The organism is Nocardia transvalensis NBRC 15921, from assembly GCF_000308875.1.
In the GTDB taxonomy this organism is placed as follows: domain Bacteria; phylum Actinomycetota; class Actinomycetes; order Mycobacteriales; family Mycobacteriaceae; genus Nocardia; species Nocardia transvalensis.
Genome location: NZ_BAGL01000128.1, coordinates 117,121 through 132,417, shown reverse-complemented (window position 1 = coordinate 132,417; position 15,297 = coordinate 117,121). Strand labels below are relative to the sequence as shown.

Below are 15,297 nucleotides of genomic sequence, written 5' to 3'. Positions count from 1 at the left end.
AGGACGATGATGTCTGGCAAGTCCCGAATCGACCTGCACGGCGCTGTCGTCGTGATCACCGGCGGCGGCCGCGGCATCGGTGCCGCGACCGCCCGAGCGTTCAGCGCCGAAGGCGCCCGGGTGTGGATCGGCGACGTCGACACCGATGTCGCCACGGCCACCGCCGCGTCGATCCCGCACTGCGCAAGCGCGCGCGCTTGGACGTCACCAGCGCGGAGTCGTGGCGTGAATTCCTCACCGAGGTCATCGGTGCCGAAGGACGTCTCGATGTCCTGGTCAACAATGCCGGAGTCATGCCACTGGGCAGCTTCACCGAGGAAACCGAGGCCACCACCGACCTGATCCTCGATGTCAACGTGCGCGGGGTGATCAACGGTATGCGCGCGGTACTGCCCGGCATGGTCGATGCCCGTCGCGGCCACATCGTCAATGTCGCCTCCATGGCCGGGATGATCCCGATCCCGGGCATGGTGACCTACAACGGTTCGAAATTCGCCGCCCTCGGTCTGTCGCTGGCCGCGCGCCGCGAATACGCCGGCACCGGCGTCACCGTCACCGCAGTGCTGCCCTCGGCGGTGCGCACCGAACTGTCCTCCGGAGCGACCCTGGGCAAAGGCCTGCCGACCGTCGACCCCGAGGACGTCGCCCGCGCCGTCGTCGACAGCGTCCGGCGTCGCCCCGAAACCGTATCGGTCCCAGGGTGGTTGGCACCGGGCTGGTCGGCAGTGCAAGCCCTGGTGCCCAGCTTCATCGAAAACCGTGTCCGCCGACTCGTCGACGACCGCCGGGCGCTGACCGGCATCGACACCGACAGCCGCCGCGCCTACATCGAACGCATCGAACGCCATACCAACGAACACACCACCGCCGCGACGGCACCGAAGCGGCGCCGCACGAAGCCGGAACCGATCCCACTCCGATTGCCGAGTGGACGGCCGAGGTCCAGCGCGAACGCGAGCTCGTAGCTACCCGGATCGACTCGCTACAAGCGGCCGACCGTACATACCAGCGGATGGACTGCCACCAGATCCAGCAGCTCGTCGACACGCTCGGCGGCATGATCACGGTACTCAAACGCGCCGAACCCAGCGAGAAATTGGAGATCTGAAACCCAACCTCGACTACCCGTGGACCTAGTGTTTGTGTCCGGAGGGGGAATGGACCACTACGCCCACGCCCTGACCTGCAGCACGACACTACAGATCTAGCACGACCAGCGCCTGCCACCCGGAATACTGCCGGAATAGTGTAGGAGAGGTCAGCGGATCCGCTGCGGCGCCCGGCAATCCAGAGACAGGTGCCGACGAAACCCAACCGACGCTCGGCAACACCCCGAAACCGCAGATCATGGTCGACCAGCTGCGGCAGAGGCAGCTCGAAGTTCAGGCATCCATATGCGGTCCTTGTGGATCGCCGCATGATTCGGATTCACCAGTCAAACTGTCAATCACCATGCAAATGACATAAACACACAGTTCAGAACCTTGTCTGAGCAATGTTTAGCTTAAACACTTTGCCATAATTCTAGCTTTCTGGGATTAGACAGAGATTTCCAGGCCGTCTAAGCGTCGAGCGCCTCGCCGACGGTCCATTCCACGCTGCCCTCGGCCAGGGAACCGTCACGCCACCGCTGCAAATGCGCTGCGTGGCAGTCGATCCGGCGCAGCGCAGCCCGGAACGTGCCGCGCGCCTCGCGGATGATCCGGTCGAACTCGGCAGCAGTGTAGGACTGCACCGTGCTGTCGGGTTGCTTCATCCGTCGACACAATTCGTCGGCGACCGACCCCGACCGCAGTCGCGGGTCGTCGCGCAGCAAACTGATCACCACCGCCGCCGAGCTGTGCCCGCTGGTCCGCAGCGTATGGTCGCGCCATTGCCGGACCAGTGCGGCGGTCAGGTCGGTCAGGTCCCGTGGCGGGTGCTTCTGGTCGGATACGAAGCGCGCGAACGCGACCAGGCGCAACACACCGAAGTCGTAGTCCCGGGCCCGCCCCTGCCGGTTGTAGTGGTGCACCACGACTCCGCCGCCGGTCACATACTCCGGGCGGGCATGACCGGCCGGAGGAAGCGCCGCACGGCGGGCTCGCGGGCTCACCAGGCTTCACCGATTTCCGGGTGCATCCGGGCGTCGAGGTCCTGGATGCCGACCGATTCCCGCGCAATCCGCGCGAACACCGAATCCAGTTCCGGCATCGGCGCGGTCACCGGCTCGGCGGCACCGGCCAGCATCGCCCGCAACTGCAGACCGTGCGGCTCGGCGATCGACCGCATCCGGTCCCGATGGATCCGGCCAGCTGGGTGATCGTGCAGCGCTGTCTGGCCCATCGCGCCTCCTGGCGCACCACCAACCCGCACGTCATCGTCACCAAAGGGACCAAGGCTGGGAGGTCACCCGCGTCGGTCGCGTATCTGAGCCATGTCCTCGACGATTGCGGGTTCGGGCCGCGGATGATCCGCAGCACCCGCCTGATCGACCTGGTCAACACCATGGACCCAAAGCTCGTGGCCGCCGCGTTCGGCATGACCCCCGAAGCCACCATGATCTACCTCGTCGACCACGTCGACCCCAGCCGACTACCGGCCCGGCCAACCGTCAAAACCACACACCACAAGGCATTACCATCTCAACAGCACGGTCACTGGCCGGGCGAGCAGTGACCAGGCGAAACGCGGAGGGGAAGAAGTGATGACAGGCAACGCCGCTTGGAACGAGGAAAGTATCTCTCGCCTGAAGTACGCAATGAAGATCACAACCTGGACCAAGTTCGCCGGGCACCTGCAGCTCGACGTTCGCCGGGTCGTCGAGCTGCTGGAAGGCCAGGTCCCTTCAGCCGAGGAACACCAGAAACTGGACCTGGCTCTCGAGAATGCCAGCCCAGAAGTGAAGCGGCTGTTCGGCAAGCCGGAGCCAGGGCGATTCGGAGCCGGCGGGTTTCCTGGTTCGGGAGGGCCGATCCCAGAACTGGCCCAAGACGCGGCCCTCGCGTTTGGAGCGTTCGGCGGGGCAAAGGGCATCGCCGCGATTTTCAAGGCGTATTTCGACCGAAACAATGTCAAGAAGGTCAAGTTCGGCGACGACGGCCAGATCGTTGAGGCCACGGGATTGAGCTCGGACGAAATTGTCCGACTGCTGGAAGCAGCTGACGACAGCGATCCCGACCAAGCAGGGACGGACTGACGCCGCACTGACGTTCAGCCGGCACACGAATCGAACACGTGAAATTTCGGCAGCGCCTGCGCTCAGGTTCGCTCGAACATGTGCGCTTTGCCGACACTGTCGTTGGAGGCGATCGCGGCGCTGTTCTTCTCCTCCCGTTCGGCGAGGACCTGGAACACTAGCTCGGCGCCGCGTTCGTCGAGTTCCATGTGTCGGGCCTGGCGGCGAGACGCCGTGCACCGTTTCTGGTGTCGGTTCGCTCGCCGCCGCCCGCCGAAACGGCGCGCGGGCCGACGCTCGCGTGAGCGCATGGGTCATGGCCCTCGAAGAACGCCTCCTGACCGCCCGGCATCGACATGCGGTGAACAGCCTTGCCGGAGAACGACATCCGCAATGCAAACAGGTAGCAGCGCACCACCTCGCGGGCGCAGCCGGACCATCACCTCACCGCAGTCGACCTCGGCGTCCATCCCGGGCCGGTGCAGCTGCGGCACGAACACCGGCCGCCGGTCCGCGCCCGGCCTCGGCACGGATCTGAGCTTGCCGTTCACTCACACTGGAGCGGACCCGCGGTAGGACACGTCGGTCATCCCGTGCTCCTCGATCAGCCGATGAAAGATCCGGGTGATCGTGTCGCAAGTCCGGTGGTGGATGTCGAGTGGGGGCCTCGATTGACGTTGGCGGGCGGCTCGTTACGGATTCGGCGGGTGGGGCCGGAACGTGTGCGTGTCGGTGAGATCCGGGAACTCGGGCGGCAAGCCGCTTCCCGGGGTGTGCTCGGGTGCGATCACCCAGGACAGGGCGGCACCGTCGGTGCCGGATGCTCGTATTTCCGATCCGTCTCGTTCGAGGGCGACGCCGTGTCGCCGTGCTTCGGTGTCGACGCCGGCCATGTAGGCAAGGCACTCCATCACCGAGCCTCGATAGACCACTTCGTGGCTGTGGCCGTCGTCCTGAAACCACACCACCCAGTGGTCTGGCATTGCCGCCTCCTCGGCCAACCGACCGCGCGATAACAACCAACGCTATTGGCTGCTTCTCAGAGTGCCAGACTCGCCCGAACGCTGTGGCGATCCGAACTGATCGCGGCGAACCCGTGCCGTGTGCGCGCGGATCTGCCCACCCTCCTTTGCCGGTGGTTCGAGCGGTTGCCGTGTGCGGATCGTATTGTGACGCAAGGAGTGTGGCAGGAATCTCGGTGCGCTGGATGGTGGCTGTCCCGACCTGGTCGGTGTTACACCACGGTCCAGGTCACGCGGACGCGGGTCCAGGACAGGGAGAGTCCTAGCGATTGGAATACCGCGGGGCTGAGAAGCAGGTTGTAGTCGTGGCAACGGGAAGATCTGTCGACGATTTTCGCCGAGGCGCGGGCCGAGCCCGGACCGACGATGGTGAGGGTCATACCGTAAGACTCGCCGTCACCGTAGAGGCCGGTCGACAGGGCCGCGACATGGTCGATGTCGGTGTTCACTCCGCCACGCGCGCCGCAGCCCGGATGGAACCACATGGCGAACCCCCCGACCGGAACGCCGGCACGGGGCATCACCACAGCCGCGTGGTGTGACCAGGAGTCGGGCGAATCGGAATATCGTGGGATCTGCACAGCGTCTCACACTCGTGGCCGCGGAACTCCGGTTCGCCGATATCGAGAAACACGTGCATTTCACCCGATCCGAGGCGGGACAGCCGAACAGCGCCATGCCGCGCGGTCCGCCAGGCGATCGCCGGAAACCGTCATCGGTACCGTCGGATTCACGAAGACGCCTCGGACCTCCGCCGGATCGCCGGTTGCCTGTCTGTCTCGAGTAATCGCCCCCGCACGCCCTGCGCGGGACTGGGCCCCGCGAGGGCTGAACACCGGTGCCGGACAGGAGTATGCCTACTTGCGCTTCCTGTCCCTGTTGTCCAAGGTTTCAAGGCCGGATTGAGCGTCGGCTGATTTGGCCTTCTTCTCGGCTCGTTTCTCTTTGATCGATTTCCCTTGCTTTTTGGCCATCGTGGTACGCCGAGATTTGTCGGGCAACGGGGCATCCTTTGGTTGCTACGCCGGGAGGTATGACACGGGGCGGTAGGCCGACGACCGGGGAGAGTGTTCGGCCGCCAGTGTCTGCCGTGCGAGGTCGAGCATGGCAAGGCTGGTGTCGCGGATGAGCGTGTCGAGGCTGTCGAGTACCGCCGTGGTCGCGGAGTCTGTGCCGTCTCGGCGTTGGGCGTCCAGTCGCAGTCCGGTGTCGAACAGGTGGCGCACCAGACGATCGCTGAGCGAGGCGAACACGGGATCGATCGACGCGAAGTCCTGCGTGGCAGCGAAAGGGTCGGTAGTGGACGCGGTGAACGCCGCGGCGGCCGGGGAGATGTGTGACGTCATTGTGGCCACCTCGATGTCGGATTTCGTGAGGCGCCGCCGGACGAAAGGCTTTACCCGTCTACGCCTCAGTGTAGGAACGACGCCGCATGGCCTGGCAGGGCCGAAAGTCACCACGCCCAAGGAGACCATGCGGGAACAGATGTGGCGCACCGTGTCCCCGGCGTCACGGCTGGGCAGCACCGCTGTCGCGAGCGCGGCCCGAACCGCGAACGAGATCGGAACGCCGCACACCGAGACGTCGGGACGCTACGTCTGTCAACGGAACATGTTTCGGTACATCGTAACTCGGCACGGTGTGCGGTCTCAGCGCTTCGCCCGTGCGACAGCCCTGCGATCGGAAATATCGACCGCAAGCACAGCGAGGACAGCCGGAACCGGCTGTTCGCGAGTCGAAGGTTTGGTCGGCCGCGCTGGACAGAAATCGTCTACCCCGAACGCTGTCGCGGAGCGGAAGCGGGGAGAAGAATGAAGAATAAGGAATCCGCCGGGTCACGCAAGTGCCCGAAGTTCCACCGGCGTCGCAGTGCGGCCGCGCCGGACCAGAAGAAGATCAGCGTTGAGCGCATCGATTTCGCGATACCCCAGCTTCCGACGCTGGGATGCTCGCCGAATCGATTGGCGTGTACAAGGTTTCGGAGAGCGGATATGACCGATGCGATCGCGACAAGACACCTCACCACCGTGGAGGCGCTGGCCCTGCTCGGGTCCGTCCACTTCGGGCGGGTGGTGTACTCACGCTACGCGCTGCCCACCATCCGCCCGGTCAACCACATCGTCACCGACGGCACCATCGTCATCGCCACCGGACTCGCCCCCACGTTGACCTGCGACCGGCAGGTCGTGGCCTACGAAGCCGACACCATCGACCACATCAGCCACACCGGCTGGTGTGTCATCGTCACCGGCGCCGCCGCCGGAATCACCGATCCCGGCGGTCTCGTCGACCACCGGCTGCCCGCCCAGGTACTCCCTGGCCCTCGTGGGCACCTGATGCGGATAGAGCCCGACATCGTCACCGGCGTCGGATACATCGACTCCCGCAACGGCATACTCCAGTTCCACCCGCCGGCCGGACTCCGACCGGCACGACCCGGACACTGACCGTCCGTTCCCCGAGCCCGGCACGCACACTCTGCGCCGCGCCCCGGATGACACGCCCACCTGGTACTCACCCGCCTACAACCGCTCGGGAGCGCAACATATTGATCCACGCGCACCCGTCACGTCGATGGCGGCGCCTGCTCGGTTAGGGCGAGCACGGCTGTGTCGGTTCTGTGGATCAGCAGGTCCAGGTCCACGAGTGCGGCGGCGATGGCGGCACGGACCCCTCGAGGGTCGGGACCTGCCACCTCGCCGGTGTCGAACAGCGCGCGCAGCACCGTCAGTTGCAGTCCGAGCCCGTGCATGTCATGCACCAGCCGGTCACTGGCCGTCACGAAACGTGCGGTTATACAGCTACTCTCGTCACAATCGCACGGGGCTCGCCGCGGGATCCGCACTCCGTCGGACCCGATGTGAAACGCGGTCTCGGTCATGGTGTCCTCGCTGTGAGAGTGCTCCACCGCGGACGGCGTCGGCTCAACCGTTCACCGGACGGCACCGACGCGTCCGGCATGAGGCGTCCGGTACGGCCCAGCCGTACCGGCGAAATTGTGAGAGATCGATACGCTGCTGCAAAGTCGGCGGTGTTACACCTCATACGCCTTCGTACTACTACCAAGGTCCAGAGCAGCGGCAGTGAAAAACATCGTACGCCACCGGAAGTCGTGCCATCGCGGGTTCACCCCGGAGACGACTCATCGGCACTCGGTGCCGGTCGTACCGGTCGTTAGCGGCCGGTCGGGTTGCCTTCGCCGGTGCCGCCGAGGATCGTGCCCATGTCGACGGCGCGCTCGACGACGGCGTTCGCGAGTTCGGCCAGCCGGTGGTTGGTGTCGCGGGCGTACGTGTGGAACGTCCGGAAGGCGACGGCCATATCGAGGTTTCCCGCGTTCGGCGAGCATTCCTTTGGCCTGCCCGATCACCACTCGGCTGTCGAGCGCACGATGAAGCTGCTCGTTGACCGCCAGCGAGTCCGCGAGAATCCGGGCATGCACAATGCCGATGGTCGCGACATCGGCGAGCGTCTGCTCGACGTGCAGATCGTCGGCGGCGAGCGCGTACGGTCGCGCGGTGAACAGGTTGAGGACACCGATCCGGTCGGTGCGCAATCGCATCGGCAACGCGCACACCCCGGTGAAAGCCCTTGACAGCCCGTGTCGGACGCCGGGCATCTGGCGGTCGGCACCGGCCTCTCGGTGCGACGTGGTGCAGGCAGCTGATCTGCTGTTGTTCATCTCCGCCGGATACGACCGCATCACCGCCCCGGATCAGGAGGCGCGCGTTCCCCGCCCGCACCATCGCGCGTGGGAGTGCGTCCGCGTTCAGGACCATCGGCTCTAGACTGCGCCAGCCTCGGTGTCTACCTGTTGAAGGTGCGCGGTGTGGGGCATCGCTGTGCGACGAAGAAGGAGGGCTGAGATGGTTCTCGAGCCGATCCTTACCCCGGACGGGGAACGCGAGAGCGTGGCGGCCGAGCGGGAACGAATCGCCGAGGAGCGCGAAGGCATCGCGGCCGAGCGCGAACACCTCGCAGTCGAGCGCGAGCAGCTCGCACACACACGTGAGCGGCTGGCAGAGAAAAGAGAGACCCTGGCCGAGGGCCTGCAGCGACTGGCGTACCGCGTGGAAATGCGCAGCCACCTCACCGATCGCCGTGAAACAGTAGCCGATGAGCGTGAACGCATCGCAAACGACCGCGAGGCCCTCGCCGATGAACGGGAGCAGTTCGCGGACGAACGGGAGACCGCCGCGGACAACCGCGAACAGGAACTGAGAAGCCCCCCAGATATCGACCCCCACAACCACGAGGAACGAGCGAGACAACAACGCCGACGCCAGCAGGAAGCCGACCTTCGCGAAGAGGCCGCAGTCAAGAGGGAACTGGAGGCAAGCAGGCGCGAACAGGCAAGACTAGCGGCGGAGACCGAACGACAACGAGCCACCGACGACACGAAAAACGGTGGTTGATCAATCCGAAGTCCCGGGCCCTTCCGGCAGCTCCGGGCAGCTCCGTCGCCGCCGCGACCTACGGTAGGTCTGTAGTCGGGACGGCTCAACTCGTGCCGGACTCACCCGATATGTCGGCTCGGAATGTGTTGCATTGACGAAATACGTCTCGCGGCAACGACAATCACACCGGGACTGTGACATTTGTCCCTGGCCGACCTGCCGTCACGGAGCCACTCTGGGAGTATGTCGGCCCGACAACACGACCAGCCCAACGACAGCCTGCCGGAACCCGAGCGGAACGAGGTGGAGTTCAAGGCCCAACTCATTCAGCGCGAAGATCTGGTCCAACGACGCGAGGATGCGGTCACCCGCCGGGAACGGGCCGCCGATGAACGGGACCGTGTAGCCGACCTCCGCGAAACCGCCGCCGACCAGCGCGAGGAAGTCGCCGACCAACGCGAACACGCCAGCGACGAGCGTGAAAAGGACGCCGATCTCCGAGAGCGAGCCAGCGACAACCGCGAGGAACAGCTCAACACGCTGGAACAGCAACTGGACGAACGCGCCCACCGCACCAGCCTGGCCACGACATCGACCGTGCAACGCGCCCAGGAGACGATCGCCCGAGGCCGCGCCCGACTGGCAGCGAGCGCAGCACAACTGGATCGCAGCGAAGCAGCGCTCACCCGCACCAGAGCACAAAACCACCGCCAGCAACACGCAATCGAGCGCGCCGTCGCCACCAGCCAGCGAGCACTGAACCACCAGTCAACACCATCGACCGACGACCCGGACCACACCGGGCCTTCACCCGACGAACCTGCAGACCCAACCCCGCCACCGCCCGCCCAGCCCATACACCAAATCTCGACATCAGCTACCGGACATACCGACATAGCCCTGGCACTCGGACGGCTGACAGACCTACGACAGCAGTTCGCCGACGCCGCCAACAGGCTTGCCGTCGCTGAGGACGAAATCGCCCGGACACACGAGCGGCTCGCCGTTCAACGACCCGCCAAAGCACACGAATCTCGAGAAATCGCCAGAAAGGCCCGGGCCGCCGCACACCGCGCCCGCGAGATCGCCAGCACCTTCACACCGCACACCGACGCTTCGAACACCGCCCGACCACCCGCACCGCGCCCACCCCGGCCTACCGTCACACACTCCGGCCAGGCGCCACCGTCGAGGCGCGCGATTCCCACCGACGCTCTCCCGGGTCTGCCCAGCCCGGACCGCGACGAGCAGGACCTCCCATCCCAGCCACCACACGCGGCAGGAGACCGCGGTGAAGTCGACCGCTCCTAGCGGCGCGTGCTGCAGGTGGGCGTGACCATGATCAGCAGATGCGGGGACGGCGCGGTGCCGACCAGCTCGGGTGTGCGCACCCAAGCGATATCCGCCCCTCTACGCTCTCTGTCGGCTTGAAGAGAAGTGTTCGACCTAGGACTAGTCGAAGAGCCGAACGGTCGAGAATCCCCGTGCCAGGTAGCCAGGACAGGGGTCGACTCACGGCCGCCGAGAGGTCCAGCCACGCGAACGCGGGCCAGAACGCAGCCGACTGCGGAACCAGGGCGGGCCTGGTCACCGCAAATATGCTGCTAACAGCCAGCTAGATTTCGCTTTTACCAGGTCAACCGGTATGGAGTTAGCTGCGGACAACATGCCAGTAGCTGCCTCGGGCCATTTGTTCACGCGTCCGCGATACCCACCACGACGGTCTAGCTCGCAGCCCTACTCGGAGACCGGACGACCCGGCAGCCGCGCACACCGCCTGATCACTGCCACCCATCGCGCAGCAGTACACGGTCGGCACCGTAAACCGTTGTGGGCCACGCAGGCCACGCCCAGGATGTAGCCTCGGCGGACAAGCGATCCAGGAGTGGCGCACCGTCCACGGCGCCGACGAGGCGGGGCTGCACCGAGACCGCTGCCGCCGCGCCAGGGAACGCCAGATCGGCTGTGGCGTAGCCGATTCTGCCGTTAGCTTGTGGATGTTCGCCCAAGGTCTCCACCCGCGCGGTGGTCGCGGTGACGGCGGTGAATTATCGCGGCGTGCAGAAGTCGGCGCTGCTGACCCGATCAGCGTCGCTACCGTGCTCGCCGCGCCCACCTCCGCGACCCGCCGCCACCGAGCAGGTGGCGTCCCGTACCGACCTCTCGGTGCGGCGTGGTGCAGGCAGCGGGTCTGCTGTTCTTCATCTCCGCCGGACCACGACCGCGTTGCCGCCCTGGATAAGGGGAGGTGCGCGATCCCGCCCGTACCATCCCCACGCGGGAGTGCGGTCGCGTCCAGGACGATCGGCCCTGGAGCAGCGCGAGTTTCGGTGTTTACGCATGCGGGCAGCTGGCACAGGAGAAGAGAGACGCTGGCCGAGGGCGTGCAGCGCCTTGCGCACTGCGCGGAAACGCGCAGCAACCTCACCGGCCGCCGTGAAGCAGTGGACGATGAGCGTGAACGCATCGCAATCGAACGTGAGGCGGTCGCCGATGCCGCCGACAGCTTGCCGTCGCTGAGAACGAAATCGCCCGGACACCTGTAGCACGCCCACCCGGCCGTCCTGTGCCGACGACTCGCTCCTCGGTAGGAACCCCTAGCTGCGGCGTCACAACTGATCCCACGCAGAATGCGAGTACGCCAGCTATCGCTGCCTCTCTGTGGAGAGCCGAGTGCTTCCTCCAGCGGCGACCCGGACCGCACGGCCGCGGCATTCGATGTCGATCGGCGGGAGATCGTTTCGGTCGGAGTGGATTTCGAGGGTTCGGCTGTCGATGTGGATTGTCAGGCGGTGGCCTCGGTAGAGGATCGGGAAGGTCAGCGGTGCGAGCGCGGGGGGCCAGTCCGGTTCGAAGATCAGGCGGTCGTCACGGATTTCGAGGCCGGTGAAGCACCGCTGGAGAAGGTCGATGCTGCCTGCCATGGCGGCGAGGTGGATTCCTTCGGCGGTGGTACCGCCCTGAATGTCGGTGATATCGGATTCGAGGACGTCGTTCAGGAAGTCCAGGGCGCGGTCGCGGTTGGCGCGGGCCAGAACCCAGGCGTGGACGACGGCGCTCAGTGTGGAGCCGTGGGTGGTGCGGGCGAGGTAGTAGTCGACCGTCAGCGGGATCGTCTCGGGTTCCAGCCGATACCCCATGTCCGCCAGTAGTTCTCGGAGTTCGTCGGCGGAGAGTAGGTAGAACAGCATGAGGACGTCGGCCTGTTTGGCGGCACGGTAGCGGGTGACGTCGTCGCCTTCCGACTCGAGTATTCGGTCCAAGCGCCGGATGTCGCCGTAGCGGCGGCGATAGGTCTCCCAGTCCAGTTCGGCCAGGTCGTGGTAACCGGCGAATTGGCTGAGCATGCCGTCGTGGAAGGGCACGAACAAGCGGGTGGCGATCTCGGCCCAGCGCGCGGGCTCGGCGGCGGTGACGCCGAGCGTCTCCAGAAGTTCGGCGCGGTCGCGGGGCGCGAGCAGATCGAGCGCGTCCAGCGCGCGCCGAATGGTCCAGGCCGCCATGATGTTCGTATAGGCGTTGTCGTCGACGCCGTCGTAGGGAGCGTGCCGGTAGCCGGAGTGGAATTCGTCGGGCCCGATCACCCCGCACAGGTGGTAACGGTCGTCGGCCGGGTCGTAGACGGCGCTGCTCGCCCAGAATCGAGCGATCTCGACCAGCAGCCCCGCGCCGTGATCGGTGAGGAACTCACGGTCGCCGGTGGCCTGGTAGTAGTGCCAGATGTTGTAGGCGATCGCCGAACCGACATGGTGGGCACGGTGACTCGCGTCGGGTGTCCAGCGACCCGATCGCGGATTGAGATGCAGCGTCTGGCTCTGTTCGCAGCCGTCGCTGCCCGACTGCCACGGGAACAACGCGCCGCGGCGGCCGAGGGCACGGGCGGCGCGGCGGGCTTCGGGCAGCCGCCGGGAGCGGTAGCGCAGCAGGGAGCGGGCGAGGGCCGGGAAACGCAGTGTGAGCACGGGAAGGACGAACAGTTCGTCCCAGAAGACGTGGCCGCGGTAGGCCTCGCCGTGCAACCCGCGAGCGGGTACGCCGGCGTCGAGGTCGGCGGTGTGCGGGGACAGGGTCTGCGTCAGGTGCAGCAGATGCAGTCGAGTCACCCGCGCCAGGTCTGCGCTGCCGTCGGCGTCGATGCGCAGCCGCGCCCACAGGTGCTCCCACGCCGCCGTGTGCTCCGCGAGCAGGTCGGCGAAGGACCCGGTGTCGGCAAGCAGGCGGAGGGCTTGGTCTTCGGGCGCCGAGATGCCCGGATCGCGGCCGGTGTACACGGCCGCAGTCTTCACCACCGTAAGCCTGTCACCCGGAGTCATATCTACCGGGAAATCATGCCCGGATCCAGTCGGGGTGGACTCGAATGATAGTGCAGTGCAAGGCTCGTCATCCTTCCACGCCACAGTCCGTGTGGCCGTCGCCAGCAGTACTCCGGACTGCCGGGTCCGCGTGCGGACCAGCACGGTGTCCGCGCCGACGGCCGTCGCCGACAGCACGTCGAGGTGGTCGCCGGACAGCAGCCGGTAGCGGTCGACGAGCGTATTGCGGACCGCCGCGTCGATGACGGAGCGGACGGTCAGGCGGCCGGTCCAGTTCTCCGCGACGATCGTCGTCTCCAGCGCGCACAGGTGCGGCGAGTGCATGGCCGCGAACCGCCGCTGGGTCACGGCGGTGATGCGCCCGGACGGATCCCGTGCGCGCAGCCTGCGGGTGAGCACCGCGCGGCGCAGGTCGAATTCCTGCCGGTAGTCCAGTAATTCGGCGGCGTCGACGTCGAACCATTCGCCGTCGTCGATCCGCCACGTCACCGGTAGCCAGTTCGGCAGGTTGACCAGGCTTTCGTTGTCGACCGCGCGGCCGGCGATCTCGTCGGTCACCCGGTTGTAGATTCCGGCGGCGTACGTCCCCGGATAATGATGCGCACCGGCAGCGGCTTCGGGTGCGGCGCCGCGAGTAGCGAGATAGCCGTTGCCGACCGTGCACAGCGCCTCGCGTAGTTTCTCCGCCGCCGGGTCGTAGCCCGCATAGGTCAGCAGCCATGCCGCCGAACCGGCCGTCTCGTCCTCCCCGGCCAGCACGTCGGTGAGTCGCGCCAGAAACTCCCGGACGCGAACGGGCGCGTCGAGGGCGAAATGTGCCGCGGTGCGGCGGTCACCGTTCTCGGTGTGGCGCACGACGATCGGGATACCCTCGGCGGCGACGGCGTCGAAGGCGTCCTCGTCGGTCACGTCGTCGCCGATGTAGATCGGCAGCGCCGGCGCGCCGAGACGATCCAGAATCCATTCCAGCGCACGGCCTTTGTCCCAGTCGACGTCGGGCCTCAGCTCGGTGACCTTCCGGCCGTCGGTCACGCGCAACCCGAGTCGGCGGCCGATGTCGTGGACAGTGGCCACCACGTGCGGGACGGACTCGGCGGCGACGGCACGGTAGTGGACCGCGACCGCGAAACGCTTGTGCTCCACTCGCACCCCCACGACGCCGGGCAGCCGGTCCGCGGCCTCGGCGGCGGCGTGGTCCAACGCCTCGACAGCGGCCGCACCGGCGTCGTGAACGTGCAGGCTGCCGTCGGGGGCGAGGAGTTCGAACCCGTGACTGCCCGCGTACCAGAGGCCGGGGACCGCTACCCGCTTGTGCAGATCATCGAGATCGCGGCCGCTGACGACCGCGACGGGGCACTGCCCGGCGAGCGCCGCCAGCGTCTCCCCCGCGCCGTCGACCAGCGCCGCCGCCGCCGGATCGGCGACGATATCGGCGAGCGTTCCGTCGAAGTCCAGGAGAACGACGGCCTCCTCGGTATCGAGAAGATCCGCGATCCGCGACCACGAACCGGAGGCGTCCGGCAGCTCCGACATGCGCCGGAATCCGGCACGCACGCCGACCTCGGCCAGATCGGTGACCACGACGTCGGCGCCCCGGGACCGCAGGCGGTCGGCGTGACCCACCCGGTCCACGCCTACGACCAGACCGAACCCGCCACGGCGGCCGGCGGCCACGCCCGCCTCCGCGTCCTCCACGACCACGGTGCGGCCCGGGTCGGCCCGCAGGCGGCGAGCGGTCTCGATCAGCATCGCCGGATCGGGTTTACCTGGTAGAGAGAGGGATTCGGCGACGAGGCCGTCGACCCGGACACCGAACAGATCCCCGATTCCGGCGGCCTCGAGTACCTGGGCGCAATTGCGGCTGGCGGAGAAGATCCCGCTCGCGATACCCGCCCCGCGCAGCTCCCGCACCAGCGACACGGTGGAGGCGAAGGCCGGGACGCCGTCACGGGCGAGGCGCGTCAGGAAGAGGTGGTCCTTGCGATTGCCCAGCCCGCAGACGGTCGGCGCGCTCTCTGGGTCGGACGGATTCCCTCGTGGCAGGGAAATCCCCCGTGCGGCAAGGAAGTCCGCGACTCCGTCGTACCGCGGCTTGCCGTCGACGTAGCGTTCGTAGTCGGTCGCGGTGAACGGTCCGAGGTCCGCTCCGGGGGACGGCGCGCGGCCGGCCAGGAAGGCGTCGAACAGCTCGGTCCAGGCGGCCGCATGGATCGCGGCACTGTCGGTCACCACCCCGTCCATATCGAAGACGACCGCGTCGTAGCGGCGCGAATCCAGCACCGGTCCCGCCGGTTCCACGTCGTACACGCCCACCACGGTGGCCGTCGCGTGGCCACGGCGGCAAGTGCCGCAAGTCCCCGTTCGGGGGCCCGATGGTGGCCCTGTGTCGCTCGAGGTCGGGACCAACG

Annotated in this window: 16 protein-coding genes and 2 pseudogenes; 9 read left to right on the top strand and 9 right to left on the bottom strand. The window is 66.8% G+C overall.

Going from position 1 to position 15,297, the window contains the following annotated elements; translation table 11 throughout:
* The first annotated feature begins 9 nt into the window (after window positions 1–9).
* Window positions 10–965 (top strand): annotated as a pseudogene (locus tag ON41_RS37650) (SDR family oxidoreductase).
* Window positions 966–1,561: 596 nt separating this feature from the next.
* Here the strand turns inward: ON41_RS37650 and ON41_RS37645 are convergent.
* Both ON41_RS37645 and ON41_RS37640 read right to left on the bottom strand, forming a co-directional pair.
* Window positions 1,562–2,095, bottom strand: a complete 534-nt coding sequence (locus ON41_RS37645) for a VHS/ENTH/ANTH domain-containing protein (RefSeq protein WP_157185798.1) — start codon at window positions 2,093–2,095, stop codon at window positions 1,562–1,564.
* Complete coding sequence (locus ON41_RS37640) at window positions 2,092–2,271, bottom strand: hypothetical protein (RefSeq protein ID WP_040754162.1); 180 nt, start codon at window positions 2,269–2,271, stop codon at window positions 2,092–2,094. Before ON41_RS37640 ends, ON41_RS37645 begins: the two co-directional genes overlap by 4 nt.
* Window positions 2,272–2,280: 9 nt before the next feature.
* Here ON41_RS37640 and ON41_RS37635 point away from each other — a divergent pair, with 9 nt between their 5' ends.
* Window positions 2,281–2,658, top strand: coding sequence for a hypothetical protein (locus ON41_RS37635; protein WP_063710020.1), 378 nt, complete (start codon window positions 2,281–2,283; stop codon window positions 2,656–2,658).
* A 28-nt stretch (window positions 2,659–2,686) separates the two neighbouring features.
* Window positions 2,687–3,178: a hypothetical protein gene (locus ON41_RS37630; protein WP_157185797.1), complete on the top strand. Its 492-nt coding sequence runs from the start codon at window positions 2,687–2,689 to the stop codon at window positions 3,176–3,178.
* A gap of 95 nt (window positions 3,179–3,273) precedes the next feature.
* On the opposite strand, the pseudogene ON41_RS42150 reads toward ON41_RS37630, so the two are convergent.
* From ON41_RS42150 to ON41_RS37615, 4 genes and pseudogenes are all read right to left on the bottom strand, one after another.
* Window positions 3,274–3,369 (bottom strand): annotated as a pseudogene (locus tag ON41_RS42150) (IS21-like element helper ATPase IstB); the annotation flags it as partial.
* Window positions 3,370–3,849: 480 nt separating this feature from the next.
* The gene (locus tag ON41_RS37625) at window positions 3,850–4,158 is read right to left on the bottom strand and encodes a hypothetical protein (RefSeq protein ID WP_157185796.1); all 309 of its coding nucleotides are present in this window, start codon (window positions 4,156–4,158) and stop codon (window positions 3,850–3,852) included.
* Between the two features lie 233 nt (window positions 4,159–4,391).
* Entirely contained in the window at window positions 4,392–4,628 is a 237-nt protein-coding gene (locus ON41_RS37620) for an RlpA-like double-psi beta-barrel domain-containing protein (RefSeq protein WP_157185795.1), read from the bottom strand.
* Between the two features lie 570 nt (window positions 4,629–5,198).
* Complete coding sequence (locus ON41_RS37615) at window positions 5,199–5,525, bottom strand: hypothetical protein (protein WP_040754154.1); 327 nt, start codon at window positions 5,523–5,525, stop codon at window positions 5,199–5,201.
* Between the two features lie 645 nt (window positions 5,526–6,170).
* On the opposite strand from ON41_RS37615, the gene ON41_RS37610 reads away from it, so the two are divergent.
* Window positions 6,171–6,626, top strand: coding sequence for a pyridoxamine 5'-phosphate oxidase family protein (locus ON41_RS37610; RefSeq protein WP_063710019.1), 456 nt, complete (start codon window positions 6,171–6,173; stop codon window positions 6,624–6,626).
* A 119-nt stretch (window positions 6,627–6,745) separates the two neighbouring features.
* Here ON41_RS37610 and ON41_RS37605 read toward each other — a convergent pair whose 3' ends face one another.
* Together ON41_RS37605 and ON41_RS42145 are read right to left on the bottom strand one after the other, a co-directional pair.
* Window positions 6,746–6,961 (bottom strand): hypothetical protein, encoded by a 216-nt coding sequence (locus tag ON41_RS37605; protein ID WP_169336549.1) that lies wholly within the window; start codon window positions 6,959–6,961, stop codon window positions 6,746–6,748.
* Between the two features lie 392 nt (window positions 6,962–7,353).
* Complete coding sequence (locus tag ON41_RS42145; RefSeq protein ID WP_157185793.1) at window positions 7,354–7,500, bottom strand: hypothetical protein; 147 nt, start codon at window positions 7,498–7,500, stop codon at window positions 7,354–7,356.
* Between the two features lie 70 nt (window positions 7,501–7,570).
* On the opposite strand from ON41_RS42145, the gene ON41_RS37600 reads away from it, so the two are divergent.
* From ON41_RS37600 to ON41_RS42130, 5 genes are all read left to right on the top strand, one after another.
* Window positions 7,571–7,774 (top strand): hypothetical protein, encoded by a 204-nt coding sequence (locus ON41_RS37600; RefSeq protein WP_040754150.1) that lies wholly within the window; start codon window positions 7,571–7,573, stop codon window positions 7,772–7,774.
* A 55-nt stretch (window positions 7,775–7,829) separates the two neighbouring features.
* Window positions 7,830–7,967: a hypothetical protein gene (locus ON41_RS42140; RefSeq protein ID WP_157185792.1), complete on the top strand. Its 138-nt coding sequence runs from the start codon at window positions 7,830–7,832 to the stop codon at window positions 7,965–7,967.
* 78 nt (window positions 7,968–8,045) lie between these two features.
* Window positions 8,046–8,594 (top strand): hypothetical protein, encoded by a 549-nt coding sequence (locus ON41_RS39560; RefSeq protein WP_051163434.1) that lies wholly within the window; start codon window positions 8,046–8,048, stop codon window positions 8,592–8,594.
* A gap of 225 nt (window positions 8,595–8,819) precedes the next feature.
* On the top strand, window positions 8,820–9,887 hold the full coding sequence (locus ON41_RS42135; RefSeq protein ID WP_157185791.1) for a coiled-coil domain-containing protein: 1,068 nt from the start codon (window positions 8,820–8,822) through the stop codon (window positions 9,885–9,887).
* Window positions 9,888–10,906: 1,019 nt separating this feature from the next.
* Complete coding sequence (locus ON41_RS42130) at window positions 10,907–11,122, top strand: hypothetical protein (RefSeq protein WP_157185790.1); 216 nt, start codon at window positions 10,907–10,909, stop codon at window positions 11,120–11,122.
* A gap of 99 nt (window positions 11,123–11,221) precedes the next feature.
* Here the strand turns inward: ON41_RS42130 and otsB are convergent, their stop codons facing one another.
* A complete protein-coding gene (gene otsB, locus ON41_RS37585) occupies window positions 11,222–15,196 on the bottom strand; it encodes a trehalose-phosphatase (protein ID WP_040754421.1) in 3,975 nt (1,324 codons plus the stop codon).
* Window positions 15,197–15,297: the final 101 nt, after the last annotated feature.

What these genes read in the sequence shown, in the direction of transcription:
- ON41_RS37600 (WP_040754150.1), top strand. Translation starts at nt 7,571, where the DNA reads ATGAAGCTGCTCGTTGACCGCCAGCGAGTCCGCGAGAATCCGGGCATG.
- ON41_RS37615 (WP_040754154.1), bottom strand. Translation starts at nt 5,525, where the DNA reads ATGACGTCACACATCTCCCCGGCCGCCGCGGCGTTCACCGCGTCCACT.
- ON41_RS42135 (WP_157185791.1), top strand. Translation starts at nt 8,820, where the DNA reads ATGTCGGCCCGACAACACGACCAGCCCAACGACAGCCTGCCGGAACCC.
- ON41_RS39560 (WP_051163434.1), top strand. Translation starts at nt 8,046, where the DNA reads ATGGTTCTCGAGCCGATCCTTACCCCGGACGGGGAACGCGAGAGCGTG.
- ON41_RS37630 (WP_157185797.1), top strand. Translation starts at nt 2,687, where the DNA reads ATGACAGGCAACGCCGCTTGGAACGAGGAAAGTATCTCTCGCCTGAAG.
- ON41_RS37635 (WP_063710020.1), top strand. Translation starts at nt 2,281, where the DNA reads ATGGATCCGGCCAGCTGGGTGATCGTGCAGCGCTGTCTGGCCCATCGC.
- ON41_RS37610 (WP_063710019.1), top strand. Translation starts at nt 6,171, where the DNA reads ATGACCGATGCGATCGCGACAAGACACCTCACCACCGTGGAGGCGCTG.
- ON41_RS37640 (WP_040754162.1), bottom strand. Translation starts at nt 2,271, where the DNA reads ATGCGGTCGATCGCCGAGCCGCACGGTCTGCAGTTGCGGGCGATGCTG.
- ON41_RS42145 (WP_157185793.1), bottom strand. Translation starts at nt 7,500, where the DNA reads ATGGCCGTCGCCTTCCGGACGTTCCACACGTACGCCCGCGACACCAAC.